The sequence below is a fragment of the Pseudarthrobacter sp. 10T415 genome (assembly GCF_056394175.1).
On sequence record NZ_JBFTHJ010000002.1, the window covers coordinates 78,783 to 104,600 of the forward strand.

The window sequence follows — 25,818 nt, forward strand, 5'->3', positions numbered from 1 at the left end:
GAATGGTGAGTTCCCATAAAGGACACACCTACCCCGCTCCGGGCACCTACGATGGACTCCATGACCTCCACCGCAGCCGCCCCGGCAGGACCGGCAGCCCAAGCTTCGCCCTCCCAGACTCTCTCGCGCGGTATTCGCGCCCTTGAGATCCTGGCAGCTGCGCCCGGCCCGCTGACCATCGCCGAACTGGCCGATGCCATGGGCGTCCACCGGTCCGTGGCGTACCGGATCCTGCGCACACTTGAGGACCACTCACTGCTGGTGCGGGACGACGCCGGAAAAGTACAGCCAGGCCCCGGCCTTGCCGTCCTGGCACGCGGAGTCTCGCGAAACCTCCAGTCGGCCGCCCTCCCCGAGCTCACCTACCTCGCAAACAGCTTGGACATGACTGCTTTCATCGCGGTCTGGGACCATCATGACTGCATCACGCTGGTCACCGTCGAGCCGCGGCATTCGGGGGCCACAGTGGCCCAGCACCCCGGCACGAGGCATCCCATCAACGCCGGGGCACCGGGCATCGCCATCCAGTCAGCGTTCACCGGGGCCGAATGGGACCGGCTGGACACCGGCGTGGCCTACCGGCAGGAGGCCGGCGAGGCCCGCCGGCTGGGATACTCGGCAAGCCACGACGAGGTCATCGCAGGGGTTTCCTCCCTGGCTGCCCCCATCAAGGTGCCGGGCGGCCGGCCCGCCGCCCTGGCCGTCGTCTACATCCGTTCCGCCCACGACCCCGAGGCCGTGGGCGCCGCGCTGGCGGGGAGCGCGGCGAGGATCCAGGAACAGTTGGCCTGACCCGTCCGGCCGTGCTTCCGCCTCTGGACGCGAAGCCGCATCAGCCGCGGCTGCCGGTTCCGCGCTTTCCAAGCACGACGGCGGCAGCGGCGCCCAGCAGTGCCAACAGCATGGACGCTGCGATGGGGACCAGGAACGCAAGGTGATGGCCGCCCGCTTCTGCCAGGTAACCACCGATGGCTGAACCCAGTGCCGTGCCGGCCACGATGCCGCTGGCCAAGGCGGTCATGACCGTTCCCAGCCGGCCGGCCGGCGCCAGGACGCCGCCTGCCGTAAAGACGGTCACCATGACCGGGCCCACCGGGATCCCCAGGATCAGCAGCACAGCCACCATGGCGGCCAGCGAATCCGGCAACAGCAGGAGCAGTGACAGGAGCGCCATCAGCCCGGCGGACACAATCCATCGCCGGGGCAGGGTGAACGTACGCGGCCAGTAGGCCACCGAGAGTGCCGCGGCGGCGGAGCTCAAACCCACGGCCGCGTACAGCAGTCCTGCAATTTCCGGCCCTGCGATGGGCGCGGAGAACGAGCTGAGGGCTGCCTGCGTCGAGCCGAAGAACGTTCCCATGCAGACCATGGCGGCGACAGGGAGGGCGACGGCGGCCGGCAGCCTTCCGGCCCGGGCCGCCGGCTTCCCGGTTGCTGCCTTACGCGGGGCGGGCCGCACTGCCCGGTGGGTCGGGTGGGCCGCGAACGCAGGTACCAGGGTTGCAGTCATGGCGGCGGCCAGGACGAGGGGCAGCCACGGGGCCACGAGGCTGGCCAGGATTCCCACCAGGGCCGGGCCCAGGACGAACGTCACTTCGTCGGCGGTGCTCTCGTAGGACAGCGCCGTGTCCAGGTCCGCGGCCTGCTGTGACGCCGGGCCATGCGATGCGAGTGCCATCCAGCGCACCCGGGCCAGGGGGCCCACCTGCGGGGAACTCGCGCCGGAAATAAGCGCCGCCGCGATGACGGCTCCAAACAGTCCGCCGGAGGTTACAGTCGACGTGGCCGCCAGAATGAGGGCCAGGACCGCCACGGTGTTGATGATCGCCGCGGTCAGCAGGACGGGCCGCTGCCCCCGCCTGTCGGCGAGCGCACCGAGCACCGGTGCGCCAAGGGCCGAGCCGATGCCTACAGCCCCGGCAGCCGTGCCGCCCGCGGCGTAGGACCCGCTGACGGACGTGACCATGGTGAGGGTTCCCACCGTCAGCATGGCGAGCGGAAGCCGGGCAAAAAGGCCAAGGGGAATGAAGCTGCGGCCGGCCAGCAGGGGAAGCCGGGCAAACCGGCCGGTCCTGGCCGGTTGGGGAACGCCCGTGGCCGCTGTTGGTTGCGACGGGGATCCGGGTTCGGTTGATACCGGGGACGGCGGCGCGGTGGACGGCGACGTGGGAGAAGGGCTGTGTGAAGTCAATTCCGGGCTCGTTCAGATCATGCGCATCGTCCCTCCTCCCGATGCACGCAACCCGGTAACTACACCATTCTACGCCTGCATCCCAACCGCGGCCCGGCCGGCTGCGGGTCAACCGGCGTCGAGTGCCTCCGAGATCCTCAGCGTGGATCCGGTCCGGCCCTTGAGCACCTGCAGTTGGGTCCCGATCCGCTGCTTCATCTCACCGACGTGGCTGACGAGCCCCACGACGCGGCCGCCATCACGCAGTCCCTCAAGGGCGTCCATGACCTGCTCCAGTGACTGCTCGTCGAGGCTGCCGAAGCCCTCGTCCACGAACAGGGTTTCGATTTCCACTCCCCCGGCTTCCTGCTGCACGACGTCGGCGAGACCCAGCGCCAGCGACAGGGAAGCCATGAAGGACTCACCCCCGGACAGGGTGGACGTGTCACGGCGGTGGCCCGTCCATTGGTCCACCACTTCCAGGCCCAGCCCGGATTTGGCCCCGCGTGCCGCTTTGGCGTCGGTGTGCTGCAGCAGGTACCTGCCGTCACTCATCGCCACCAGCCGCTCGGACGCCGCAATGGCAACCTGTTCCAGGCGGGCTGCGAGGACGTAGCTGTTCAGGCTCATCCGGTAGGTGTTCTCGCCCCGGCCGGCGGCTGCGTCCGCCAGCCCCGCCAGCATCCGGGCCCGCTCCGCCGGTTCCCTGGCAGAACCTGCCAACGTTGCGTAGTCCTGGCTAATGGCCGCCAGCGATGCCAGGCACCGTGCGGCCATCCCGGCGGAGAGGTCTGCCTGGCGCGCCAATTCGCGGGACTCGGCAGCTGCGTTTTCCAGCGCGGCGAGCCTTTCCCCGCTGGGGTCAAACTCTCCGGATTTCTCTTCCGCGGCGCGAACCAGGTCTTCGGCAGCGAACAGCTCCCGCACCCTGGCTGCCTCATCCTGGCCGGCACGGACCTCGGCCTCGAGTCCGTCCGCCTCCGCGCTGTCGAGGAGTTGGCTGCGTGCTTCCTCGGCCGTCGCGAAGCCGGCCGACGGCAATGCCAGCTCGAGCTGTTGGCGGGCGTCGTCCGCCTGTGACTGCGCCACTGTCAGCGCGGCCTGAGCTGCCACGGCCTTGTCGAGCACAGCCACTGCGCCCTCCAGCGAGCGCAGCCGCCGGGCCAGGCTGGGACGGCCGGCCCGCAGACCGGACAGGGCCTCGTCCAGCGCAGCGGCCTGATCGGACACTTCTGCCAGCGAGGACTCCGCCTGCACCAGCCCCGCATCGATTCCGGCCTTGGCGGCTGTGGCCTCGGCAATTCCAGCGTCCAGCGCCTCAAGTTTTCCGCGGACCACTGAAAGGTCCGCTGCCGCACGCTCCGCCTCTGCAGCTGCAGTACGCGCCTCTTCGGCGGCGGCGAGTGCTTCGTCCTCGGGGGTGTCGCCGCCCTGCCCGGCAAGAACCGCCACCGACTGCTCAGCGGTGGCCAGTTCGGCGCCAACCCGGGAAAGGGCGTCATCTGCAGCCTCGTAGGCAGCGTGTGCTGCGTCCTCTGCCTGTGCCAGCCCGGGGCCCTGGCTGCCGCCGGCGGCAGGCGCAGGATGCTCGGCGCTGCCGCACACCGGGCATGGGTCACCGGCGTGCAGCTGGGCGGCAAGTTCGGCAGCGGCATGGGTGAGCCGCTCCTCCCTCAGGTCCAGCCATTGCTGCTTGGCCTCCAGTTGGCGTTCCCTGGCCGCATCGCAGCGCAGCTTCACGGCATTGCGCGCCGCCACAGCTGAGGCGTGGCGGCGCACCACGTCCAGGAGCTCTCCTGCTGACGCTGCTTCCTTGCTCCGCAGGGCAGCGGTTCCGGCCAGCAGCTCCAAGGGCCCCAGCCCGGATTCGAGGCCTGCCCGTTCGTCCAGGAGGGCGGCGGAGCGGGTCCCGAGCTTGGCTCCGGCCGCCTCCAGCTCTGCCTGTTTCCGGCCAAGGTCGGCGTGACGCTTTCGCAGGGCCTGCAACCTGTCTTCGTCCGGAAGGCGCGCCTCCACCACGGCCAACAGGGAACGGAGCCGGCCCAGTTCATCCGCCGCAGACGCCGTGACGGATGCCGGCAGGGAAGCAGCACTGCTCCCGGCCGCAGCGCCGTCAGTGAGTTCCAACGGCGCCAGTTCGGGGTCGTCGTCAGCGGCAAGACGAAGGAACGTCAGTGCCGACTCCGCGGCCCGGGACGCGCTGGCGACCCTGGCCGCAGCACCGTCAACGTTCTTCAGCTGACCTTCGAGGACTTCGGCCTTGCGGTGCCGCGCCAGGCGGGCCGCAAGTTCTTCGAGTCGGGGCGCCGCATCCGCCACAGCATTCCGCCGCGCTTCGGCCGCTTCAAGCCTGCGCCGCCGTTCGCGGCGTCCGGTTTCCTCATCAACAGCCAGCGTCCGCACTGCGGCCGCCGTTTCGGCCTCCGCCGCGGACCCGCGAAGTACCTCCAGGCGTTGCGCGACCGCTCCCTGCAGCCACTCCAGCCGTTCGGAGGCGTTGTCCGCCGCAGGGGCGCCGTCCTCGGCCAATTCCAGGGAGGCGGCCTCGGATTCGGCACGCGCAGTGAGCAGTTCCAGTTGTCCCGAAAGTGCAGCGACGCTTTCCCGGGCCGCCAGCGCCTCCCGGGAGAGCTCCTGCTCCAGGGCTTCGAAGCGCTGGGTGCCGAAGAGCTTCTGCAGCAGCTCGAGCCGGTCAGCAGCCTTCGACCTGAGGAAGGCCGCAAAGTCCCCCTGCGGGAGCATCACCACGCGGGTGAACTGATCGCGGTCCATCCCCAGCAGCGCAGTGATCTCCGCGCCGGCCTCGTCATTGCGGGCGGACTTTTCCACCCAGGCGCCGTCAGCACGCTCCCGCAGGAGCGTCTTTGCCTGCTGCGTGGTGAATCCGTTCCTGCCCCGCGTGCTCGGTTTGTCCCAGGCGGGTGAACGGGTGACTTCGAAGCGCCGGCCCTGCGCCGAAAATTCCAGGGTCACGGCAGGTTCCTGGGACGGCTCTGCATGGTCGCTCCGGAGGCGTTTGCCGTCCTGCCGTGCACCCGGGACGGAGCCGTACAGGGCGAAGCAGATGGCGTCCAGGACGCTGGTTTTTCCTGCACCCGTTGGCCCGTTGAGGAGGAACAGGCCGTGCCCGCTGAGCCGGTCAAAATCAACGTCCTCGGTGCCCGCGAAGGGGCCGAAACCAGAGATGCGGAGGTGGTGGATCCTCACAGTGCCGCCTCCTGGAGCCGGACGTTCTCCAGCGCGGCCGCGAGCGCTGCCTTCTCGGCGTCGTCCGGTGTTCGGCCGCGGACGTGGTCGAGGAACCCGCAGCACACTGCGAGGTCGTCCGGGGCTTCGGCGAGCCTGCTGCTGTAGCTGGTGGAGAGCGCCGGTGCGGCGCCCTGGGGGTCGAAGCCCAGCACCAGGGTGTCGGGGAACCTTGCGCGGAGCCGCTCCATGGCGCGTGCCGGCCGCTGGTCATCCGTCAGCGTGACCTGGCAGTAGGCAGTTTCGGCCCATGCATGGTCCGGTGACTCCAGGAGTTCCGCCAAGGGACCCCGCAGGACCGCCAGGCGGCGCGGGGCGTCCCACAGCACTTCCTCCACAGACGTGACGCCGTCCGGCCCGAGGTCCACCAGCCAGGCGCCCTTGCTGTGGTTGGCCTCGGAAAAGGAATAGGCCAGGGGTGAGCCTGAGTACCGGACCTGCGGGGAAAGGGACTGGCGTCCGTGCAGGTGGCCCAGCGCGGTGTAGCTGAAGCCGTCGAACAGGTCCAGCGGGACTGCTCCCACCCCGCCGATGCTGAGTTCACGTTCGCTGTCCGAGCTGATGCCGCCGCTGGCAAAGGTGTGGGCCAGGACCACTGAATGGACCGCAGCGGAGCCGGCGCGCCGCGCGATGTCCTCCCGGATGAGGGTGGTGGCCGCGCGGGTGACGTCGAAATGGCTGGCCGCCTCCACACCCAGCTGCTCGGCCACGAGCCGCGGCTCCAGCCATGGGATGCCGTAGATGGCGGCAACGGCATCCCCGCCGGCCGCATCCGGACCCAGCGGCAGAAGCAGCGGCTTGTCCAGGTCTTCCACTCGTGTCCGCAGGTGCACTCCCCCGCGTTCGAGCAGCCGGGCCGCAAAGCCCAGACGGATGGCGGAGTCATGGTTGCCACTGGTGAGGACCACCTTTGCCCCGGCGTCCGTGATCCCCACGAGGGCCTCATCCAGCAGGCGCACCACGTCGACGCCCGGCAGGGCGCGGTCGTAGACGTCCCCCGCGATCAGGACAACATCAACCCCGTGATCCGATACCGCCGCCACGAGCTGGCTGACGAACGCACGCTGGGCATCAAGCATGCCCACGCCGTGGAAAGACCGGCCAAGGTGCCAGTCCGATGTATGAAGTAACCGCATCTTTCTAAGCTATCGGCTGCCACTGACAGTTTGCGCCAGCGCCGCAACCCGTCAGTGGCATCCCACAGTAAAAGGGCCCTCAGCCCCGCTTGCCGTCGAAGAACTCCTGGGCCTCGCTGGGGGCGCCGCCGGTGGACCCGACCGCACGATCCGGCTGCGCTGCGCTGCGGGCTCCCCCGGCGGAGCCGGCTGTGGCGTCCGCGCCGGCCCCCGCAGCAACCGCAGGGTGCCCGTCCAGGGAGGCATCGTCGTCGGACGTGTCCCCGGTGACGGGCGCGGGCGCCGGCGTGGCGCGGAAGATGCGGAACAGCAGGCCCGCGATGGCCGCACCGGCGAGGGGCGCCAGCAGGAATACCCAGAGCTGTTCAACGGCCCAGCCTGAGCTGAAGACGGCGGACGCCAGCGCCCGGGCGGGGTTGTAAGGCAGGTTTCCCACGGCCTGTCCCAGCTGCAGGAGGGCGGCGAAGGTCAGGCCCACGGCAAAGGGCGCGACGACGGCGCCGGCCCTTTCGCGGGCGGCGGCACCAAGGAAGACGGCCACCACGATGGCTGCGCCCAGCACTTCGAGGAGGAGCACGGCAGCCACGGGCGCCTGGATAATCGAGTGCTCACCGAAGCCTGCGGTGACGGTATCGAAGGCGGTGCGGCTGTCCGCGATGCCCGGCAGGGTGCGCAGTACCGCGAACAGCACCAGGGCCCCCACCACGGCGCCGGCCAGCTGGGCAACGGCGTAGGCGGCTGCCGCGCCGGCACGCATGCGCCCGGCGAGAAGGTGGCCCAGGGTAATCGCCGGGTTGAAGTGCCCGCCGGACACGTGCCCCACCGCGAGCATCGCCGCAGTCACCGCAAGGCCGGCCGCCAGGGCTGCGGGAAGGGGGCTGGACTGCGGGATGCTGAACAGCGGTACCCCAAGGCCGGCGACGGCGATGAAGAGGCTGCCGAACGCTTCGGCGCCAAGCCTGGGCAGCAGGCCCGGACGGACGGCGTCGGAGGTGCCGGGAAGGGCATCGTGTCGGTCAGGAACGGTAGTGCTCATGATGGGACCTTTGGGTAGGGGCCAGGGGTGCTGCCGCCGGGCAACCCCAGTATTGTTCCAGCCCCGGCTGGGCGTTGGCTGGACACCGGCCGGACGCCGGCACCGTCGCCGATCCAGCGGCGCAGTCCAGCGCCGCTGCTTTCCGGCCCACTGCACGCCCACGGTAGATTTGCAGCATGAGCTTTGACACTGCCGTGCCCGCACTGAAGTCCCGCATCCACGGATGCCTGCTCGGCGGCGCACTCGGCGACTCCCTCGGCTACGAAGTTGAATTCGATCCCATTTCCGACATCCGGAGCCGCTTCGGCCCGGACGGGCTGAGGGACTTCGCCGACATTTCGGGCAGCACCCACATCTCCGACGATACGCAGATGACCCTGTACACCGTGGATGGCCTGGTTGAAGCGCTGGAGTGGGCCAACTCGGGAGTCGGCGCCGACGTCAATGCCTGCCTGTGGCTGGCCTACCTGCGGTGGCTTGCCACCCAGGGTGAGGATGCCGGGCCCGCGGCGCCGGCCCCGCAGCCCCGCTGGATCGACGGGCATGCGGTCCTCCACCAGCGCCGCCACCCCGGCCGTGCCTGCATTTCGGGATTGGCCACCGGGGAAATGGGAACATCCTTCCGGCCCGTGAATCCGGACTCCAAGGGCTGCGGCACCGTCATGCGTTCGGCACCTTTCGGCCTGGTGCCGCATGTGACGGCCGACGCCGTCTACAAGTTGAGTGCCGACGCCGCCTCCCTGACGCACGGGCACCCTTCGGCGCGGCAGAGCGCCGGGGTATTCAGCCTCCTGATCCACCGCCTCATCTCAGGCGACGCCCTGCACGATGCAGCCGCGGCGGTAACTGCCCACGCCGCCGGCATCACCGGCGTGGCACCGGAACTGCCGCAGCGGCTTGAGGTGGCGCTTCGGCTGGCAGCCAAGGGCGTTGTCCCGCCCGAGGAACTCGTTGCCGAACTCGGCGAGGGCTGGGTTGCGGAGGAGGCGCTCGCCGTCGGCCTTTACGCCGTCCTCGCCACCCGCCCCGCCGATGACGCAGCCGCGGACGCTCCCGTGCGGCATTTCCGGGAAGCGGTGGCGTTGGCCGTGAACCACAGCGGCGACAGCGACTCCACCGGATCCGTGGCGGGCAACATCCTGGGCGCCTACTACGGCGAGGCGTGCCTGCCGGAAGAGTGGCTTGGCGTGCTCGAGGCCCCGGAAGTGATCCGGGGCATGGCGGACCTCCTGGTGGGAGTCACAACCGGCGAAGGCTGATGTTGTTGCACGCTTCGCAGACGTCCTCCGGAATCAGCCCGCGGCGCTGAAGCCAGCCGAAGATCACGCAGCCCAGGCAGAACGCCAGGAACGCCTCCAGCGAAGCCGCCACGATCAGGACGCCCAGGACAGCCCACGACGCCGGTACGGCACCGGAGAGGAACAGGACCAGCGCCGCGGTGGACACCAGCGCGCCCATCCCCTGGGCGAAACGCTTGGGCGGTCCGGCCACGAGCTTGACCCTGCCCAGCCGCGGCGTGATGACCTTGACGGACAGCAACGCAAGCGGGGAGATCCGCGGGCCGAACAGCAGCCTCAGCCAGAAACCCGCGGCAATGGCCGCCAAACCCCATACGGAACCGCTCAAGGCAGTAGCCACGGCCGCGAGCACCACCAGCCCTGCAGTGACGCGGGCCGCGTACTCGTTGACGGGGTTGGGGAAGGCGAAGAGGCTCATGGTGCAAGGCTAGGATCGGGCCGCCGCCGGGAGGAAGGATTGTTGCTTCCCGTGAACTCCCGGAGGTGAGGCAACGCTTCGCATGCCGGGCGGCCGATTGGCATGAAGCGAGGCTACGCGGTTGCTGCGCCCGCCATGCTCCCCACCATCTGCAGGAACTCGCCCTCGGACAACACCTCAATGGCCTGGCCGCGGTCGTGGAGCTCCAGCACCCTGCGGGCCTTGCCGGTCAGCCGCCCGGAGCGCAGGTCCGCGGCCACGAATCCGTCACCCACCACCAGGACTGTGGTCCTGCCGGTCACGCGGCTTTCCGTCCGGGCACCGGCCTCGGCGGAGCGGACCTTCGCCTCCGGCCGCCCGATGGACAACTGACCGGTGAAGACGACGGTCTGCCCGTAGAGGGGATGGCCGGGCTCCGCATCCGGGTTGGGCTCCGGGTTGGGGCCTTCGTCCGGCCAGCCGGACTGGAAGGGCCGGACCAGCGCAGCACCGTTGCCCGACCCGCCGGCAAGGGCTGTCAGGCTTTGCTTGGACAACGGATCCACCGCCGGATCGAACGCGTGCTGCCGCGGCATCACGAGCCCCAGTGAAAGGTAGAGCTCGGCCAGGCTGTTGGCCCCGTTGCGCCGGGCGATGTCGATCAGGATTCCGGCGCAGGCCCGGGCATCCTCTGCGGCGTCGTGGTGCCGGAGCAGCGGGACGCCCGCCTCCTCCGCCGCGAACGGCAGGGAGTTGGACACCAGGGAGTAGCACCGCCGGGACAGCATCACGGTGCAGACGTAGTCGTACGCGGGGCCGGGAAGTCCGGAGACCTCCAGGGCCGAGCGGATCACTCCCAGGTCGAAGGCGGCGTTGTGGGCGGCCAGCACGTCATCGCCGATGAAGGCCCCGATTTCGGGAAACAGATCACCGAAGCGGGGCCGGCCCGCAACGTCCGCGGCGGTAATGCCGTGGATCCGCACGTTGTGGTAGTCGAAGTGGTCGTGGTCAGCCGGTGGCTGCATCAGCCACGCGGCCTCCTCCACCACCTTGCCGCCGCGGACTTTTGTCAGGCCAACTGCGCAGGGAGAGCCCCTGAAGCCGTTCGCCGTTTCAAAGTCAATCGCCGTAAAGTCCAAACCCACGCCAGCAACCTTACCGCCGGAAGGCGCCCGGACCCGACAGGCTGGCGGCACTGCCGGACCGCCCGGCGCAGGCCCGTCAAGTACCCTTGAAGGGTGAACTTTCCCGTGATGAATGACCTTGCTGTGTCCATGCTGGGCGGTGCAGGACCGGTCCAGCCGCAGCTGGCTTCCTTCCTTCCCGACTGGCTGAACCCCCAGATCTTCCTGGCTGATCCTGCCCTGGCGCCGTGGGTGGTCCTGCTGGTGTGCGGCATCGTCTTCGCGGAGACCGGCCTGCTGGTGGGCTTCTTCCTCCCCGGCGATTCCATGCTGTTCACGGCGGGCCTGCTGGTTGCCACGGACACCATCAAGTTCAACGTGTGGCTGCTTGCCCTGCTGATTGTGATTTCGGCCATCATCGGCAACCAGGCCGGCTACTTCATCGGGTCCAAGGCCGGCCCCGCCATCTTCAACAAGCCGAATTCGCGGCTGTTCAAGCGGGAAAACGTGGAGAACGCCCACGCGTTCTTCGAAAAGCACGGCGGCAAGGCACTGATCCTGGCCCGCTTCGTCCCCATCATCCGGACCTTCGTGCCGGTCATCGTGGGCGTGGCCCAGATGGATAAGAAGAAGTTCTTCCTCTACAACGTCATCGGCGCGCTGCTGTGGGGCGGCGGCGTGACGCTGCTCGGCTTCCTCCTCGGCGACAAGGTCCCGTGGGTGCGGGACAACCTGGACATCATCTTCATCGCCATCGTGCTGGTATCGGTGCTGCCCATCGGCATCGAGGTCCTTCGCGGCATGTCCGCCAAGCGCCAGGCCCAGGCCTACGGTACCGACGCCGTTGACGAGTTCATCGAGGAACACACCCCGGAGGACGAACACAAGACCCCCCGCCACCCTAAGTAGCCGGATAGCGAAAGGCGCGGTCCCCACCATGGGGACCGCGCCTTTTTCATGCATATCCTCGGGAGGTTCCCGGCCCGAGCTGCGTCAGGCGGGCTGAGTTTCCAGGGCCGCCACGATGGACGGCAGCAGGGCACGGAAGGCCTTGCCGCGGTGGCTGATGGCGTTCTTCTCCGCGGCCGACAGTTCGGCACAGCTGCGGTCGTGGCCGGCCGGCTGCAGAATGGGGTCATAACCGAAGCCGCCGGCCCCGCGGGGCTCGCGCAGCAGGACGCCCTCGAGCTGCCCGTACTCCACCACCTCGCGCGTGTCCTCCCCATCGGCTGCCGGGACAGCCAGGGCCGCCGCACAGACGAACGCAGCACCGCGGTGCTGGTCCGGCACGTCGGAGAGCTGGCCCAGGAGGAGATTGAGGTTGGCTTCGTCGTCGCCATGCCTGCCGGACCACCGCGCGGAGAAGATGCCCGGCGCGCCGCCCATGACGTCGACGGCGAGCCCAGAGTCATCCGCGATGGCCACCAGGCCGGTGGCGGCGGCCACGGCGCGGGCCTTCAGCAGCGAGTTTTCCGCGAACGTGACACCCGTTTCGACGACGTCCGGCGCACCCGCCGCAGCCGCATCGACCACCTGGGTATCGACGTCGAGCCCTGGGACCTGGCCGCGCAGGAGCTCGCGCAGCTCCCGGAGCTTGCCCTTGTTGTGCGTGGCAAGGACCAGCCGCGGGGTGGCCCCGTCACTCACAGGGTGTCCGCCAGCGTCTCCCGCTGGATGGCCGCGAGCTGGGTGGTGCCCAGCAGCGCCAGGTCCAGGAGCTGGTTCAGCTCGTCACGGTCGAAGGGCGCACCCTCTGCGGTGCCCTGGACCTCCACGAACTTGCCGGACCCGGTGACCACCACGTTCATGTCCGTCTCGGCCCGGACGTCCTCAACGTAGGGCAGGTCCAGCATGGGAACGCCGTCGATGATGCCCACGGACACGGCAGCGATGGTGTCGGTCAGCGGCTGGGCGTTCCGCGCGATCAGCTTGTTGTCGCGGGCGAAGCGGATGGCATCGGCCAGGGCCACGTAGGCGCCCGTGATCGCCGCGGTCCTGGTGCCGCCGTCGGCCTGCAGGACGTCGCAGTCCAGCACGATGGTGTTCTCGCCCAGGGCCTTGGTGTCGATGATCGAGCGCAGGGACCGGCCGATGAGCCGGGAGATCTCATGGGTGCGGCCGCCGATCTTGCCCTTGACGGATTCCCGGTCGGAGCGGGTGTTGGTTGCACGCGGGAGCATGGCGTATTCGGCGGTGACCCAGCCCCTGCCCTCCCCCTTGAGCCAGCGCGGGACGCCTGCGGTCAGGGAAGCGGTGCACAGGACCCTGGTGTTGCCGAATTCGATCAGCGCCGAACCTTCAGCCTGGTTGGACCATCCGCGGGTGATGCTGATGGGCCGGAGCTGGTCGGGGGCGCGGCCGTCGGCGCGCACAATGGGCACTGCAGTTGCTTCAGAAGTCATGCCTTTAGCTTATCGAGTGCCAAGGGCAGGGTCCGCCCCGGCAGCCGGGCATGCTCGACCGGCCGCTAGATGGTGTAGTGCACTCCGGCCACGGCCACGGCCACATCGCCCGGGAAAACCGGGCGCGCTTCAGCCATGACGGTGGTCTGCGAGGTCCAGACGGGGATGTGGGTCAGCAGGAGCCTGCGGGCGTTCGCGGCCGCTGCTGCTTCGCCGGCGCGCTTGCCGGTGAGGTGGACGTCCTTGATCCCGTCGTCGCGGCCCTCTTCGAAGGCCGCCTCGCACAGGAACAGGTCGGCGTTCTTCGCTGCCTCTTCCAGGCCGGGGCACGAGTCCGTGTCCCCCGAGTAAGTGAGGGTGCGGGCCACCGGGTTGCCATCCTTGTCCGGTTCCACCACCTCCACCCGGAGCGCGTACGCCTCCTCCACGGGATGGTTCACGGCGTAAGGCGTCACCGTGAAAGGGCCCACCGTCACGGGCTGGCGTTCGCTCCAGTTGGTGAAGTCGAATTCCTCGTGCATCCCGGGGTCCAGGTCCAACCCGTAGGCGGTGGCCATCCGGTCAGCGGTGGCGGCGGGTCCCCACACGGGAATGCGGCCTCGGTCCCACCCACCGGGCTTCCAGCGGACGGCGACGTGCAGTCCGCACAGGTCCATGCAGTGGTCCGGGTGCAGGTGGGTGAGGAAGATCGCGTCGATGTCCTCAAGGTCCGTGTAGCGCTGGATGGCGCCGAGGGCACCGCTGCCGAGGTCCATGACCACTTTCCAGGTCCGCTCCCCGTCGGTGGCCGTCAGAAGGTAGCAGGATGCCGGGGATCCGGGGCCGGGGAACGAGCCGGTGCAGCCGACGATGGTGAGCTTCACAGGCCGGTCCCCCCGCTGCTGCCGGCGGGGCCGGTGTCCGCAAGTGCGCGGTCCACGAAATTGGAGATTCGCGGCCGGGTCCGCGCGCTCTGGGCCGCTGCGATCATCTCCGGCGTGATGCGGGCAAGGCTTCCCGTGGGGTACTGCGCAGCCACGTGGTCCACGTGGCGGACGGACAGCACCTCGGGTCCGAGGAACCGCCGGGCCAGGGTTTCGAACTGCGCGGCGTCGCCGGTGGCCACGAAATGGTGCTCGGGCGGGGTGGCCGCCGTGCGCTGCAGGTTGTTGGTTGCCAGGGCCCGGTAGACGTCCTTGGCGGTTTCCTCGGCGCTGGAGACGAGGGTGACATCCGCCCCCATGACATAGGAGATGACGCCGGTCAGCAGCGGGTAGTGGGTGCAGCCCAGCACCACGGTGTCCACGCCCGAGGCCTTCAGGGGTGCGAGGTATTCCTCGGCAACGGCCAGCAGCTCCGGCCCGGTGGTGATGCCGGCCTCGACGTAGCTGACGAATTCAGGGCAGGCCACGGAGGTGATGTGCAGGTCCGGGGCTGCGGCGAAGGTGTCCTCGTAGGCCCGGGAGCCGACGGTGGCGGAAGTTCCGATGACGCCGACGCGCCCGGAGCGGGTGGCCGCCACGGCGCGGCGGACAGCCGGCTGGATGACTTCAATGACAGGGATGCCGTACTTGGCCGTGTACCGCTCGCGGGCGTCCCGGAGCACAGCGGCCGACGCCGAGTTGCAGGCTATGGTGAGCAGCTTGACGCCGGAGTCCACCAGTTCGTCCATGACGCCGAGGGCATTGGCGCGGACTTCGGCGATGGGCAGCGGCCCGTAGGGCCCGTGTGCCGTATCCCCCACGTAGAGGATGGACTCGTTGGGCAGCTGGTCGATGATGGAGCGGGCCACCGTGAGGCCGCCTACGCCGGAATCGAAAACGCCGATGGGCCGGGTTTCCAGCGCCGCTGCGGGAGGGTCGCTGGCTGCGGACACCTGTGCAGCGACCGCTGACGGCTCCTTGCTCGAGGCTGTTGTCATGATTATTCGAGGATAGGTCTTCCCTGAAGCCTCAGCCATCATGTTGTGGCCTGGAACTCGTGTCTGATGTGTCACAGGCCCGGCTGCCGGCGCGGCGGCCGCCGCTCAACGGCGGCTTTCCATGGACTGGAGCATGGCCTGCACCAGGGATTCCTGCAGCCAGGTGGTGAAGTTGTAGACCAGCGCCAGGTAGCTTTCCACGTCTTCGGCCTGGGACCAGTCCTGCATCAGGTGGACGTGCTCGGCATCCTGTTCGTCGCGGATGTCCAGCCGTTCAGCCAGCACCAGGCGGACGTCGTTCAGCGCCGTGGACCAGTGCTTCGCGCCCTCGGTGGTCAGCACGATCTCGTCCTTGTCCAGGTCCAGCGCCGCGGCCCGCAGGGCTCCGATCTTGGTTTCCCGCAGCGAGCGCTCGGTGAGCTGGCGGAACTCCAGCGAGGCGTCGCCGTCGTCCTTGACCACGTTCGGCAGCAACCGCCTGACCGCACGGTCGGTGGGCTCAACCACGTCCATGTCCAGTCCGATGAGTGCCGCCAGCGGGTCCTGGCCCTCGCGTTCCTCCGGCTGCAGCATGGAGATGACATCGGCAATCAGGCTCCGCAGGAGTTCGCGCTCGGTTGGTTCCAGGAATCCGGTGATGCCCTTGAGTCCGTACTTGAATGCCTTAGCCACGTTTCCCCTTGCCCCGGCCCGGGTTGCCGGACGTGCCGCTTGCCTTTTCCACTGTGGCCCACAGCCCGAAGCCGTGCATGGCCACCGCGTGGCGCTCCACCTGTTCCTTGCTGCCGTGCGTCACGATGGACCGGCCCTTCTTGTGGACCTCCATCATGAGCTTGTTCGCCTTGGTCTCCGAATACCCGAAATAGCTTTGGAAAACGTAGCTGACGTAGCTCATGAGGTTGACGGGATCGTTCCAGATCACCAGGTTCCAGGGGATGTCCGGGGCGGCCAGGGTGTCTATGGACTCCGCTGTTCCGGTCCGGGTGCCCTCCTGCGTATCAGGGCCGGGCGCAACGCTAATGCTCATCTGTCCATTCTATGGGGCTGGCTACTAGAGTGATTTTCGTGAGTACCTCTGCCGGCTGGGACCATCCCCGCACGTCCTTTTATACAGACCACTACGAGCTGACCATGCTGCAGGCTTCGCTCCATTCCGGCGCGGCCCACCGCAAATCGGTGTTCGAGGCCTTTGCACGGCGGCTCCCGGACGGCCGCAGGTACGGCATCGTGGCAGGCACCGGCCGGCTGCTGGAGGGCATCGCCAACTTCCGCTTCGGCAAGGCGGAGCTGGATTTCCTGGCCCGCACCAACGTGGTGGATGACGCCACGCTGGAGTACCTGTCCTCCTACCGGTTCTCCGGCGACATCTGGGGTTACGCGGAGGGTGAGGCCTACTTCCCCAACTCCCCCATCCTGATCGTCGAGGGCACGTTCGCCGAAGCCTGCATGCTGGAGACGTACATCCTGTCCGTCCTCAACCATGACAGCGCCATCGCTTCCGCCGCGTCGCGCATGGTCAGCGCTGCCGGCGGCCGCCCCTGCATTGAGATGGGGTCGCGGCGCACCCACGAGGAAGCGGCTGCTTCGGCCGCGCGTGCCGCCGTGATCGCCGGCTTTGGCAGCACCTCCAACCTCGAGGCCGGCATCCGGTACGGCATCAGGACGGTGGGCACCGCCGCGCACTCCTTCACGCTGCTGCATGACACCGAGCGCGAAGCCTTCGAGGCGCAGATCGCTTCCCTCGGCGAGGGCACCTCCCTTCTGGTGGACACGTACGACGTCGAACAGGCCGTCCGCACGGCCGTGGACATTGCGGGTCCCCGGCTGGGTGCGGTGCGGCTGGACTCGGGCGACCTCGTGGCCCAGGCACAGTGGGTCCGCCGGCTGTTGGACGACCTCGGCAACGAGAACACCAAGATCATGGTCACGTCCGATCTCGACGAGTACGCCATCGCCGCCCTGCAGTCCGCTCCGGTGGACGCTTACGGTGTGGGCACGTCGCTGGTCACCGGTTCCGGTGCTCCCACCGCCAGCATGGTCTACAAGCTGGTCAGCCGCACGGACGACGACGGCGCGTACGTCTCCGTGGCCAAGGCCGCCAAGAACAAAGCCAGCGTGGGCGGGCGCAAATATGCGCTGCGCAAGCTGGACAGCCGAGGCACGGCTACGGCGGAGGTAGTGGGCGTAGGCCACCGCCCCGAAGACGATGGGAACGACCGCCCCCTGCTGCAGCAGTTCATGAAGAACGGCGAGCTCCTTCCCGGCTGGACCGGGCACGAGGGAGTGGTCCGGGCGGCCCGGCGGCACGCCGATTCCATGGCCGAACTGCCGCCGGTGGTCAACCGGCTGCAGCGCGGCGAGGCAGCAATCCCCACCATCTACGAAGACAACTGAGGAGGACTGATGTCACGCGCACTAATTATTGTCGACGTCCAGAACGACTTCTGCGAGGGCGGTTCGCTTGCCGTTGACGGCGGCGCTGCCGTGGCCGGCGCCATCAGCGAATACGTCGACGCCCACCACAACGAATTCGACCACATTGTGGCCACCCAGGACTGGCACATCGATCCGGGCGGGCACTTTTCGGAAACCCCTGATTTCAAGGACAGCTGGCCGGCGCACTGCGTGGCGGGCACCCGCGGCGCGGACCTCCACCCGGACCTGGACACCGAATACATCGAGGCGTATTTCCGGAAGGGCCAGTACGCTGCCGCGTACTCGGGCTTCGAGGGACTCCTGGCGCCCGAGGACGCCGTCCCCACCGGGGAGCGCCAGGCCGGTTCAACAGGCGACGCCCTTGAGCCGGACGGGGACGCCGTCGGCCTCGACGACTGGCTGCAGAGCCATGACGTTGAGGACGTTGTGGTGGTGGGGATCGCCACCGACTACTGCGTGCTGGCCACCTCCCTCGACGCCGTCCAGGCAGGATACTCGGTCACCGTGGTCCGGTCCCTCACGGCGGGCATTGCCGAAGACCTGGAAGAAGCCGTGGCGGAGATGGAACTCGGCGGCGTAGACGTCGCCTGAAAGCCGGAACCTACAGGAATGGCCGGGCCTACGGGCCCGGCCATTCCTGTATTCCTGTCCGCTACTTGCGGCCGACGAACCAGTCCTGAAGCTTCCGCAGCCGCGCCTGCAGCTGTTCCTCGTTGGCCTGGGCCACCGGTGGACCGCCGCAGACGGTGCGCAGCTTGGTGTGCACCATGCCGTGCGGAGTGCCGGTCCGGGCCGCCCATGCAGCCACGTTTTTCGCCAGCTCGTTCCGCAGGTCCATCAGCATCCTATGGTCCGGTACGGCTGGAATCACGGTTTCCGCCGCCGCCGGCCCCTTCCGGTTCTTCCGGTTCAGCTGTTCATGCTGGCGCTGCCGCAGCAGCGTGCCCACCTGCTCGGCATCCAGGAGCCCGGGGATGCCCAGGAAGTCCATTTCGTCGTCGGACCCCACCTCGCCGCCGGTGCCGAACTCGCCGCCGTCGAACAGGACCCTGTCGAAGGAGGCCTGTGAGTCCAGTGCCTCGAACTTGCCCTTGGTGAGGCTGTCCGAGGCTTTGTCCTCCCGGTTCGCCTCGGCCATCAGCGAGTCCTCGGGGTTGAACAGGCCGTCGCCGTCTTCTTTCTCCGGCCGGTCCAGGGCGTGGTCCCGCTCCATTTCCATGGAGTTGGCCAGCGCCATCAGCGTGGGGACGGACGGCAGGAACACCGAGGCAGTTTCGCCGCGCTTGCGGGCACGCACGAAACGCCCCACAGCCTGGGCAAAGAACAACGGCGTGGACGTGGACGTTGCGTACACACCGACGGACAGCCGGGGCACGTCAACGCCTTCGGACACCATCCGGACAGCCACCATCCACCGCTTTTCGCTAGCGGTAAACTCCTCGATCTTGCTCGAGGCCTTCGCGTCATCGGAGAGGATCACCGTGGGCGACTCCCCCGTGATCCGCTTCAGCTGCCCGGCGTAGGCCCGCGCGTCCTCGTGGTCCGTGGCAATCACCAGGCCGCCGGCGTCGGGCACCGTGCGGCGCACCTCGCTGAGCCGCCTGTCCGCGCCCGCCAGGACGGCGGGGATCCACTCGCCGGCCGGGTTTAGTGCTGTCCGCCAGGCATGCGAGGTGATGTCCTTCGTGACGGCAGCCTCGCCCAGGGACGCCGCCATCTCCTCGCCGGCACTGGTACGCCAGCGCATCTGGCCCGAATACGCCATGAACATCACGGGCCGGACCACGTGGTCGCGCAGGGCGTTGCCGTAGCCGTAAGTGTAATCGGCTTTGGAGCGCCTGATGCCGTCGCGGTCCTCGGCGTACTCCACGAACGGAATAGGCGAGGTATCCGAACGGAACGGTGTTCCGGTCAGGGACAGCCGGCGGATCGCGGGGTCGAAGGCCTCCCGCAGACCGTCGCCCCAGGACAGGGCTTCGCCACCGTGGTGGATCTCGTCCAGGATCACCAGCGTGCGGGCGGCCTCGGTCTTGGCGCGGTGCAGCATCGGTTTGCTGGCAACCTGGGCATACGTGACAGCAACCCCGATGAATCCGCGGCCGTGCTGGCCGTCCGAGTTCTTGAAGTTGGGGTCGATCGCGATGCCCACCTTGGCTGCAGCGTCAGCCCACTGCCGCTTGAGGTGGTCGGTGGGCGCCACGATGGTCACGCGGTTTACCGCACCGGAATCGATGAGCGTTGAGGCGATGCGCAGGGCGAAGGTGGTCTTACCGGCGCCGGGCGTTGCTACCGCAAGGAAATCGCGGGGGCTTTTGGCCAAGTAGAGGTCAAGGGCCTCCTGCTGCCAGGCACGGAGTTTCGGGGCGGTTCCCCAGGCTGCGCGTTCCGGATAGGCCGGGGGCAGGGTGGGGCCGCCAAAGAGCGTCTCCGTCACTATTTGTTGCTGCCTGAGTCCCCTCCGGGACCCTTGCCGCCGTCATTGCCCGGGCGGAGGCCCTCGTAGACCTCTTTGCACGTGGGGCACACCGGGAACTTCTTCGGATCCCGGCCCGGCGTCCAGACCTTGCCGCACAGTGCGATGACGGGCTCACCGCTCAGCGCCGACTCCATGATCTTTTCCTTGCGGACATAGTGCGAAAAGCGCTCCCGGTCCCCCGGTTCGACCTCCTGGCGCAGTTCCTCGCGCTCAATGGTGGCCGTGGACGTACCAGCCCCGGAAAGCTCGCGCATCGGGTCGTTTTCGAGAGGGTCCGTCATGCTAGTCATGCCAACCATCTTAGCCTTTCCGGCAGGGCTGCGTCCGACGGTGGCGCGGCTCCCGGGGGCACGTCCATCCGGGCCGGACGCATCCCGGCGAAGCCCGGCGTCGTACGTTTCCGCGACGCGCCCGGGTGCCGGAGGTGCCGCTAAAGGCCCTGCCAGGAGGGCTTGTTGTCGTAGGTATGCCGGTAGAAATCGGCGAGTTTCAAGGCCGAAGCGGCGGCTTCGTCCACCAGGACGGTGGCGTGCGGGTGGAACTGCAGGACCGACGCCGGGCAGATCGCAGCAACGGGTCCCTCCACGAAGTCCCGGACCGCCTGCGCCTTCTGGGCTCCGGTTGCGATCAGGATCACGTGCCGGGCGTCCATGATGGTGCCCAGGCCCTGCGTGATGACATGGTGCGGAACGTCCGCCAGGCTGGTGAAGAACCGCGCGTTGTCCTTGCGGGTCTGTTCGATCAGGCTCTTGATCCGGGTGCGCGAGGCGAAGGAGGACCCGGGCTCATTGAAACCGATGTGGCCGTCGGTGCCAACGCCCAGCAACTGCAGGTCCACGTCCCCGGCAGCGGCGATGGCGGCTTCATAGGCATCGCAGGCTGCCGGGATGTCCGCGGCGGAGCCGTCCGGCGAATGGACGTTGGCGGGATCGATATTGATCCGGTCGGTGAATTCGCGGCGGATCACGTTCCGGTACTGCTCGGGGTGCCCGTCGGGCAGTCCCACATATTCATCGAGGGCGAAGCCAGACGCCCGGCTAAAATCCAGCCCTGTTGCGTGGCGCGCGGCCAGTTCCTCGTAGACGGGCAGGGGCGAGGACCCGGTGGCCAGCCCCAGCACAGCGTCCGGTTTGCGCCGCAACAGCTCTTCGATGGCGTCAGCGGCCAGCTTCCCGATGGGACGGCTGCCGCCAAGGATTACAACTTCCACGTCAGGCCGTCCTTCGGGGGTGGTGGATCAACGGTTCACAGTGAGTTGGGCCAGCATTTCCGGACCGCGGGCTTCCAGCCAGCGGCCGCCAACCCTGACGCCCACCACAAAAAGTACCAGCCCCAGGGCCAGGCCTACGCCAAGGTTCAGCCACCCGAAGAACGGATTACCCGTGACGCTCTGCACGATGAGCAGCGCGGCCTCCGGAATGACCAGGAAGGCAAGCACGCCCATGCCGCCGAATTGCACCAGCATGGTCTGGCCAACATTTCCCGGCGGCTTCTTGAACGGGCTGTCGCCCGGCAGCGGAACGGCGATGTTGTACCGGGCGGACACCACTGATGACAGTCCCAGCCCGCTGAGCAGCATGCCCAGTGACAGGCCCAGCACGCCAGGCAACCACTCCCAGGACCCGGTGAAGGCAAAGGGCACCACCGTGAAGGCCAGCACCACCGGGACGGAGAGGATCAGGCACGCCAGTGCACGGCCCAGGCGGTCTGCGGTTCCCCGGACCCCGGTGGCCAGGTGGAGGGCGAAGGCGGTGTTGTCATAGGAGATGTCTGCAGAAATGGACCAGGCCATGAGGAAAGCCGTGAGCGGGCCGAGCACGGAAAGGGCGCCCAGGCTGTCCCCCTGGCTGGCCTGGAAGAACAGCACCACGGCCAGCAGCGGAATGACAATGAGCGATCCGCCGTAGCGGGGGTCCCGCAGCCAGTACGTGAGTGAACGGGCCGTTACGGCTCCGGTGGGTGTTGGCGGCAGCAAGGCGAACATTCCCAGCTTTCCGCCCTTCCGGCTTCCACCGCCTGCGTAGGGCGGGTTGACCAGCGCGCGTTCCAGGAGGACTTTCCAGCACCAGGTAAGGGCCGCCAGCGTTGCGGCGGCGATCAGCAGTTTCAGACCGGCGGCCCCGGGTTGCCCGGCGTCAATGTCTCCGCCGAGGGACCAGGCCGCACCCAGCGGCGTCCATGCAAGGGCACGGGCGAAGTCAGGCAGGAACGCCGCCGAGGCGCTGATGCCTTGTGCAACACCTGCCACGATGGGTCCCAGCAGGATCAGCGGAATCATGAAGACTACGCCGCTGATGTCCTTGAAGCGCCGGGACGAGGCAAGGCTGGCCGTAGCCGTGGTCACCACCTTGGACAGGATGATGCAGGTCAGGATTCCCAGGACAGCCCCCACCAGTGCGGCACCGGCCGAAAGGATGCCCCGTGACCAGGTTGCCACGGTGGCAAGACCCACCAGTGCGGTGGCCACCCCGGGGATGCCAATCAGGCCGCCCAGTGCGAGCCCCGCCAGAAGCTGCCGCATGGGCACGGCGAAGGTGGTGAACCGCAGCGGGTCCAGGGTCATATCGGCAGAGGATACGGCCACCGGGATGAGCCCCCACCCAAGGATGGCGATGGATCCGCCCAGCACCACGGCAGTCTGTGCAATTTCGTGGCTTTCGCGCCCCACCATGATCAGCGCGACCACCAGCGCCCCCACGATTCCCACGGCATAAAGGGCGCCAAAGGCAATACCCACGATTTGCCAGGGGCTGCGCTTGAGCCCGTTGCGCAGCAGAGTCAGCTTGAGCCTTAGGAGGTGCGCAACCATTCCAGCCCTTCCGTGTGGCTCCGGCCGCCCACCAGCTGGACGAAGCGGTCTTCCAGGGAGGCTCCGGCGCGGACCTCGTCAACGGTTCCGGCAGCCAGCACACGGCCGCCTGCCACCACTGCCACGTGGTCGCACATGCGCTGCACCAGGTCCATTACATGGCTGGAGACAATGACTGTTCCGCCCGAGGCGACGTAGCTGTCCAGGATTGACCGGATATTCGACGCCGAGACAGGGTCCACGGCTTCAAAAGGCTCATCAAGGACCAGGAGCCGCGGGGCGTGGATCAGTGCCGAAGCGAGGGCGATCTTCTTGGTCATGCCGGCCGAGTAGTCCACCACCAGGGTGCCGGCGTCCTGGGCCAGGTCCATGGCAGCGAGCAGCTCGCCCACCCGGGAAGCCACCACCCCGCGGTCCATGCCGCGCAGCAGCCCGGCATAGGTGATGAGCTGTTCTCCGGTGAGGCGGTCGAAGAGCCGGACGCCATCCGGGAGGATGCCCATCAGCCTTTTGGCCTCCAGGGGATTCACCCAGACATCCACGCCGTGCACCAGGGCCGTGCCGAAGTCCGGGCGGAGAAGCCCCGTCGCCATCGACAGGGTGGTGGTCTTGCCGGCGCCGTTGGGACCCACGATGCCGTAGAAGGAGCCGGCCGGGACATCGAGGCTGATTCCGTCCACGGCGATCTTGGTGCCAAAACGCTTGGCCAACCCCCGGATGGACAGTGCCGGAACGGCCCCGCCAGGGGGTGGGCCGGCAGGGGTGGGTGGAAGCGCCGGGTGCGGTTGCGGAGCAGTCATGAAGCCAGACTAGCCCGCAGGTGCCGCCCCTGGGGTCCTCCCGGAGGAGTAGCGACAAAGGCGTACGACGGCGTCCGCGGGCGGGTGCCTAGCGGGCCTTGCGGATGCGGATGGGGCCCTTGGCGGTGCCCGGATCCACCACGGAACCGCCCTGGGTGACCTCGACGTCGCCGGCGTCAACCAGCCGGCGGGCGGCTTGGCGGACCGGCTCCATCAGACCCCGCCAGTGCTCGCCGCCCACGGCGCGGGCGGCATCGGACGGGCAAATAGTGGATGTGGCTGCCCGGGCGGCCAGCAGCTTCAGGATGGCAGTCTCCAGTTCCTTGCCGGTGGGCCCGGAAGAGGAAGAGCCGGAGGCGGACTTGCCGGAGGCGGACTTGCCGGACGGGGCAGCGCCGCGAGGTGCCGCGTCATCCGATGGCTTCGGCCCGTTCACGGCATGCCGTTCAGAACGAGCGCCGCGGAATGGCGCGCTCATACTGCGGAACCCACGGCAGGTCATGACCCAATTCGAAGGCCGCACGAAGCCACCAGTGCGGATCGCGGAGCGCCGCCCTGGCAATCAGCACCGCATCCGCCTGGCCAGTGGCCACAGCGTGCTCCGCCTGCCCGGCGGAGGTCAGGAGTCCCACCGTGCCGGTGGGCACTCCGGTTTCCTCCCGGATGGCGGCAGCGAATCCGGTCTGGTAACCCGGGCCCACGGTGATTTCCTGGTGGGCCACCGCTCCCCCACTGGAAACGTCGATCAGGTCCACGCCATGCTCCGCCGCCTGGCGAGCCAGGCGGACAGACTCCGGCAGGCCGATGCCGCCCGGCGCCCAGTCGCTGGCGGAAATCCGCAGCAGGAGCGGCATTGAGTCCGGGATGGCGGACCGAACGGCATCGATGACGGCGAGCATCAGGCGGTTCCGCCGTTCCTCGTCGCCGCCCCATTCGTCGTCACGGGTGTTGCTCAAGGGGCTCTGGAACTGGTGCAGCAGGTAGCCGTGGGCCCCGTGGATCTCCACAGTGTCGAAGCCGGCATCGACCGCCCGGACCGCGGCAGCGACGAAGTCCGTAACCACTGCCTGGATCTGGTCCCCGGTCATGGCGGCCGGAGTGTCGTACCCCTCGAACGCGATTGCCGACGGGCCAACCGTGGTCCAGCCGCCCTCCGATTCGGGCACCGTCCCGCGCCGGCCGGAAAACGGCCAAAACGTGGAGGCCTTCCGGCCGGCGTGGGCCAACTGGACGCCGATCCTGGCCCCGCCGGTGCCGTGCTGGTGCACGAACGAGGTAATCCGCCGCCAGGCGTGAACCTGATCGTCGTTCCAGATGCCGGCGTCGCGCGGGCTGATGCGGCCTTCGGGGTTCACGGCTGCCGCCTCGGTGAGGATCAGCGCGGCCCCGCCGGCGGCAAAGGAGCCCAAATGCATCAGGTGCCAGTCGTTGGGAACACCCGGGGCGGCGTCGGCATCGCAACTGTATTGGCACATGGGTGATACCCAGCCCCGGTGCTGCAGTTCCAGGGACCTCAGCTTCAGCGGCTCGAAGAGCGCCGGCACTAGAAGAGCACCCTCGCCAGGGCCTGGCGCGCCTTGGCCACCCGTTCGTCCGAGGCCCCCACGACGTCAAACAGCTCCAGCAGCCGCACCCGCGCGGTCTCACGCTCCGGGCCGAAGTTCCGGCCGATAAAGGCCACCACGCGGTTCAGCCCATCCTCAACGTGGCCCCCGGCGACATCAAGGTCCGCGACGCCCAGCTGCGCTTCAATGTTGTCCGGCTCATTGGCCGCCAGCGCCCGGATGGCCTCGGTGTCCTGGGCAGACACCACCTGCAGCCTGGCCATCAGCTCCACCTGTGCCAGGCCGGCCTTGGCCTCGTGATCGGACGGCATCTCGTTAAGGGCCTGCCGGTACGCTTCTGCCGCCGACTCGTAGTCCCCTGCTTCGATGGCGTCGTACGCGGCCTGGTGCAGCGGGGGCAACGGAGCTTCTTCCGGTTCGCCGCCGTCCCCGGCGTTCAGGCTGCCGGTGACACCGTTGGCAGCGGCAACCTTCAGCAGTTCATCGAAAAGGCTGCGCACCTGTTCTTCCTCGGCGTGGCCCTGGAAGAGGGGAACCGGCTGCCCCTTCAGGACGGCCACTGCAGTGGGCACGGCCTGGACCTGGAAGGCCTGGGCAAGCTGGGGGAACGCTTCGATGTCAGCAGCGCCCAGTACCAGCCGGCCGCCGTAGCCGGCCACCACGCGGTCCAGGGCCTCAAGGGCCGCAGCGGATTCCGGGGAGTACGGAGCCCACAGGGCGAAGACCACCGGCACCTGCGCGGAGAGCTCCACGAGCTGCTGGAAGTTCATCTCCGTCACCTCGACCCGCAACTCGGGGCCATTTCCCGGACCGCTTGTCCCACCGGCCGCCGGGGTGCCCGCCGGGGCATCCTGCGACGGCGGTGCCGCTGACGGCGACGGAGCGGCGGGGCGTTGCTTCAGGCTGGAAAGATCGACGGCGCCGCGCAGGTTAAGCAGGTTGGCAGCGGCCGGAGGGACTGGACGGGAAGCAGGCGAACTCATGCTTCCCACTCTAGCCACTGCGGCCGCTGCCGGTGGTACT

Annotated in this window: 25 protein-coding genes; 5 read left to right on the forward strand and 20 right to left on the reverse strand. The window is 68.5% G+C overall.

The genetic code is table 11. From position 1 onward, the window contains the following. Positions 1–60 precede the first annotated feature (60 nt). Entirely contained in the window at positions 61–792 is a 732-nt protein-coding gene (locus AC1DBN_RS03190) for an IclR family transcriptional regulator (RefSeq protein ID WP_091724017.1), read from the forward strand. A gap of 40 nt (positions 793–832) precedes the next feature. On the opposite strand, the gene AC1DBN_RS03195 is transcribed toward AC1DBN_RS03190, so the two are convergent. The 4 genes from AC1DBN_RS03195 to AC1DBN_RS03210 form a co-directional block, all read right to left on the reverse strand. Further along, positions 833–2,191 carry an MFS transporter gene (locus AC1DBN_RS03195; protein WP_091721077.1) on the reverse strand — a complete coding sequence of 453 codons (1,359 nt, stop codon included), beginning with the start codon at positions 2,189–2,191 and terminating at the stop codon, positions 833–835. A 108-nt stretch (positions 2,192–2,299) separates the two neighbouring features. After that, positions 2,300–5,377: an AAA family ATPase gene (locus tag AC1DBN_RS03200; protein WP_477722563.1), complete on the reverse strand. Its 3,078-nt coding sequence runs from the start codon at positions 5,375–5,377 to the stop codon at positions 2,300–2,302. Further along, positions 5,374–6,552, reverse strand: coding sequence for an exonuclease SbcCD subunit D (locus AC1DBN_RS03205; RefSeq protein WP_091721083.1), 1,179 nt, complete (start codon positions 6,550–6,552; stop codon positions 5,374–5,376). Before AC1DBN_RS03205 ends, AC1DBN_RS03200 begins: the two co-directional genes overlap by 4 nt. Before the next feature lie 79 nt (positions 6,553–6,631). Further along, positions 6,632–7,588 carry an aquaporin gene (locus AC1DBN_RS03210; RefSeq protein ID WP_091721084.1) on the reverse strand — a complete coding sequence of 319 codons (957 nt, stop codon included), beginning with the start codon at positions 7,586–7,588 and terminating at the stop codon, positions 6,632–6,634. 176 nt (positions 7,589–7,764) lie between these two features. On the opposite strand from AC1DBN_RS03210, the gene AC1DBN_RS03215 reads away from it, so the two are divergent. Further along, complete coding sequence (locus AC1DBN_RS03215; RefSeq protein ID WP_091721087.1) at positions 7,765–8,847, forward strand: ADP-ribosylglycohydrolase family protein; 1,083 nt, start codon at positions 7,765–7,767, stop codon at positions 8,845–8,847. Here the strand turns inward: AC1DBN_RS03215 and AC1DBN_RS03220 are convergent. Next, on the reverse strand, positions 8,828–9,304 hold the full coding sequence (locus AC1DBN_RS03220) for a DUF4395 domain-containing protein (protein ID WP_091721091.1): 477 nt from the start codon (positions 9,302–9,304) through the stop codon (positions 8,828–8,830). The genes AC1DBN_RS03215 and AC1DBN_RS03220 overlap by 20 nt on opposite strands. A gap of 113 nt (positions 9,305–9,417) precedes the next feature. Next, entirely contained in the window at positions 9,418–10,428 is a 1,011-nt protein-coding gene (locus AC1DBN_RS03225) for a 3'-5' exonuclease (RefSeq protein WP_091721094.1), read from the reverse strand. Between the two features lie 108 nt (positions 10,429–10,536). Here AC1DBN_RS03225 and AC1DBN_RS03230 point away from each other — a divergent pair, with 108 nt between their 5' ends. Further along, positions 10,537–11,316: a DedA family protein gene (locus tag AC1DBN_RS03230; protein WP_091724019.1), complete on the forward strand. Its 780-nt coding sequence runs from the start codon at positions 10,537–10,539 to the stop codon at positions 11,314–11,316. 84 nt (positions 11,317–11,400) lie between these two features. On the opposite strand, the gene rdgB is transcribed toward AC1DBN_RS03230, so the two are convergent. The 6 genes from rdgB to clpS form a co-directional block, all read right to left on the reverse strand. Further along, positions 11,401–12,054 (reverse strand): RdgB/HAM1 family non-canonical purine NTP pyrophosphatase, encoded by a 654-nt coding sequence (gene rdgB / locus AC1DBN_RS03235; RefSeq protein ID WP_091721096.1) that lies wholly within the window; start codon positions 12,052–12,054, stop codon positions 11,401–11,403. Next, positions 12,051–12,809, reverse strand: a complete 759-nt coding sequence (gene rph / locus AC1DBN_RS03240; protein ID WP_015937492.1) for a ribonuclease PH — start codon at positions 12,807–12,809, stop codon at positions 12,051–12,053. Before rph ends, rdgB begins: the two co-directional genes overlap by 4 nt. Positions 12,810–12,874: 65 nt before the next feature. Continuing rightward, positions 12,875–13,672 (reverse strand): MBL fold metallo-hydrolase, encoded by a 798-nt coding sequence (locus AC1DBN_RS03245; protein WP_091721099.1) that lies wholly within the window; start codon positions 13,670–13,672, stop codon positions 12,875–12,877. Next, positions 13,669–14,709 carry a glutamate racemase gene (murI, locus tag AC1DBN_RS03250; protein WP_390896657.1) on the reverse strand — a complete coding sequence of 347 codons (1,041 nt, stop codon included), beginning with the start codon at positions 14,707–14,709 and terminating at the stop codon, positions 13,669–13,671. Before murI ends, AC1DBN_RS03245 begins: the two co-directional genes overlap by 4 nt. 105 nt (positions 14,710–14,814) lie before the next feature. Then, complete coding sequence (locus tag AC1DBN_RS03255) at positions 14,815–15,381, reverse strand: DUF2017 domain-containing protein (protein ID WP_091721101.1); 567 nt, start codon at positions 15,379–15,381, stop codon at positions 14,815–14,817. Further along, positions 15,374–15,736: an ATP-dependent Clp protease adapter ClpS gene (gene clpS / locus AC1DBN_RS03260; protein WP_091721104.1), complete on the reverse strand. Its 363-nt coding sequence runs from the start codon at positions 15,734–15,736 to the stop codon at positions 15,374–15,376. The genes AC1DBN_RS03255 and clpS overlap by 8 nt, the downstream gene beginning before the upstream one ends. A 38-nt stretch (positions 15,737–15,774) precedes the next feature. Here clpS and AC1DBN_RS03265 point away from each other — a divergent pair, with 38 nt between their 5' ends. Together AC1DBN_RS03265 and AC1DBN_RS03270 are read left to right on the forward strand one after the other, a co-directional pair. Then, complete coding sequence (locus AC1DBN_RS03265; protein WP_091724023.1) at positions 15,775–17,103, forward strand: nicotinate phosphoribosyltransferase; 1,329 nt, start codon at positions 15,775–15,777, stop codon at positions 17,101–17,103. 9 nt (positions 17,104–17,112) lie between these two features. Continuing rightward, positions 17,113–17,736 carry an isochorismatase family protein gene (locus AC1DBN_RS03270; RefSeq protein WP_091721106.1) on the forward strand — a complete coding sequence of 208 codons (624 nt, stop codon included), beginning with the start codon at positions 17,113–17,115 and terminating at the stop codon, positions 17,734–17,736. A gap of 61 nt (positions 17,737–17,797) precedes the next feature. Here the strand turns inward: AC1DBN_RS03270 and AC1DBN_RS03275 are convergent, their stop codons facing one another. The 8 genes from AC1DBN_RS03275 to AC1DBN_RS03310 form a co-directional block, all read right to left on the reverse strand. Further along, positions 17,798–19,579: a DEAD/DEAH box helicase gene (locus AC1DBN_RS03275; RefSeq protein WP_091721109.1), complete on the reverse strand. Its 1,782-nt coding sequence runs from the start codon at positions 19,577–19,579 to the stop codon at positions 17,798–17,800. Further along, complete coding sequence (locus tag AC1DBN_RS03280) at positions 19,579–19,920, reverse strand: DUF3039 domain-containing protein (RefSeq protein ID WP_015937500.1); 342 nt, start codon at positions 19,918–19,920, stop codon at positions 19,579–19,581. Before AC1DBN_RS03280 ends, AC1DBN_RS03275 begins: the two co-directional genes overlap by 1 nt. Positions 19,921–20,051: 131 nt before the next feature. Further along, on the reverse strand, positions 20,052–20,831 hold the full coding sequence (nagB, locus tag AC1DBN_RS03285) for a glucosamine-6-phosphate deaminase (protein WP_091721112.1): 780 nt from the start codon (positions 20,829–20,831) through the stop codon (positions 20,052–20,054). Positions 20,832–20,858: 27 nt separating this feature from the next. After that, on the reverse strand, positions 20,859–22,430 hold the full coding sequence (locus tag AC1DBN_RS03290) for a transporter (protein WP_091721115.1): 1,572 nt from the start codon (positions 22,428–22,430) through the stop codon (positions 20,859–20,861). After that, positions 22,412–23,230, reverse strand: a complete 819-nt coding sequence (locus AC1DBN_RS03295; RefSeq protein WP_091721118.1) for an ABC transporter ATP-binding protein — start codon at positions 23,228–23,230, stop codon at positions 22,412–22,414. The genes AC1DBN_RS03290 and AC1DBN_RS03295 overlap by 19 nt, the downstream gene beginning before the upstream one ends. An 88-nt stretch (positions 23,231–23,318) precedes the next feature. Then, complete coding sequence (locus tag AC1DBN_RS03300; protein ID WP_322788287.1) at positions 23,319–23,708, reverse strand: DUF3253 domain-containing protein; 390 nt, start codon at positions 23,706–23,708, stop codon at positions 23,319–23,321. After that, positions 23,677–24,774 (reverse strand): NADH:flavin oxidoreductase/NADH oxidase, encoded by a 1,098-nt coding sequence (locus AC1DBN_RS03305; protein WP_091721121.1) that lies wholly within the window; start codon positions 24,772–24,774, stop codon positions 23,677–23,679. The genes AC1DBN_RS03300 and AC1DBN_RS03305 overlap by 32 nt, the downstream gene beginning before the upstream one ends. Further along, complete coding sequence (locus tag AC1DBN_RS03310; RefSeq protein ID WP_477722564.1) at positions 24,774–25,778, reverse strand: co-chaperone YbbN; 1,005 nt, start codon at positions 25,776–25,778, stop codon at positions 24,774–24,776. Before AC1DBN_RS03310 ends, AC1DBN_RS03305 begins: the two co-directional genes overlap by 1 nt. Positions 25,779–25,818 lie beyond the last annotated feature (40 nt).